The sequence below is a fragment of the Bartonella sp. CL162QHHD genome (assembly GCF_042195435.1).
Taxonomy (GTDB): domain Bacteria; phylum Pseudomonadota; class Alphaproteobacteria; order Rhizobiales; family Rhizobiaceae; genus Bartonella.
Genome location: NZ_JBHIOG010000008.1, coordinates 1 through 1,091, shown reverse-complemented (window position 1 = coordinate 1,091; position 1,091 = coordinate 1). Strand labels below are relative to the sequence as shown.

Genomic DNA, 1,091 nt, shown 5'->3' with positions numbered 1-1,091 from the left:
CTTTGGAAGAAAAACCTTTGGGTTCAATCGCCTTTAGAAGCGGTAATGGTGTTAAGATAATCGTAGGAGGAGCTAAAAAGCTTTATGCTTATGATAGCCAAACGCGTGGTTGGCAGGACATCAGTCAAAATGGTGTGACGTATCAGGCAAATGATGAGAACAAATGGTCGTTTGCGTTGTTCGGTGATGCTGTCATTGCGGTGAATAAAAATGATAAACCGCAAGTTTTCAAGGTTCGCAATTCCCAACGATTTGAAGATTTAGGAGGCAATCCCCCCAAAGCAGGTTTGGTGAAAGTTTGGGGCGATTTTGTTTGTTTGATGCAATTGACAGATAATCCTAATCGTATCCATTGGTCAGGTCTCAATGATGCGACCCATTGGACGGTTGGTGTTAAAGATTGTTATTATCATAACTTTAATGATGGTGAACATGTGCAGGGTGCAACAGAATCGAGCAATCCAATCGTTTTTCTACGTTCTGCTGTTTATGCCGGTTCTTTTACGTTAGGGTCTAAGGTTCCGTTCATTTTTCAAAAGCTACAAGACAAGCGTGGAGCAAGAAGTGCAGCATCTATAGCCTGTCGTGGTAGTGATGCCTTTTTTGCTGGTGATGGCGGCTTTTATCAAATGAGTTTGGATGGTCAACTTTTATCGATAGGCTTTGAAAAGGTCGACCGAACGGTGTTTTCGACCTTTGATAAGCTTGCTCTTGATGAGATGCAAGCGGTGATAGACCCTGTCCATAATCGCGTTTACTGGTCCTTAAAAAGTTACAATAACGAGCAAACGACCTTTGTTTATGATTGGGGCTTGCAGAAATGGTCGACACTACAGGGAGAGCTTTTCACGTTCTTTCCAGTGTTTACAACAGGTTATACTTTAGAACAGTTAGATGAGATTTCGATCAATCTTGAGGCATTGCCGGCTTCTTTAGACAGCCCCCGTTGGCAAAGTGGCGCTCCAATGCTTGGTGCTTTTGATGAAAACAATCGGCTTGTTATGTTTACAGGAGCCCCGATGGAGGCAACGGTTGTTTCACAAGAGATGGGGGCACCGGATGGAAGTTTTAACTTTATTACGAAGATGTTT

General features: G+C 43.0%; 1 protein-coding gene. It reads left to right on the top strand.

Annotated features, from left to right (window positions below; translation table 11 throughout):
- Window positions 1-1,091, top strand: a 1,091-nt coding sequence (locus tag ACFILD_RS00955; RefSeq protein WP_375664642.1) for a hypothetical protein, incomplete at both ends; no start/stop codon positions are given.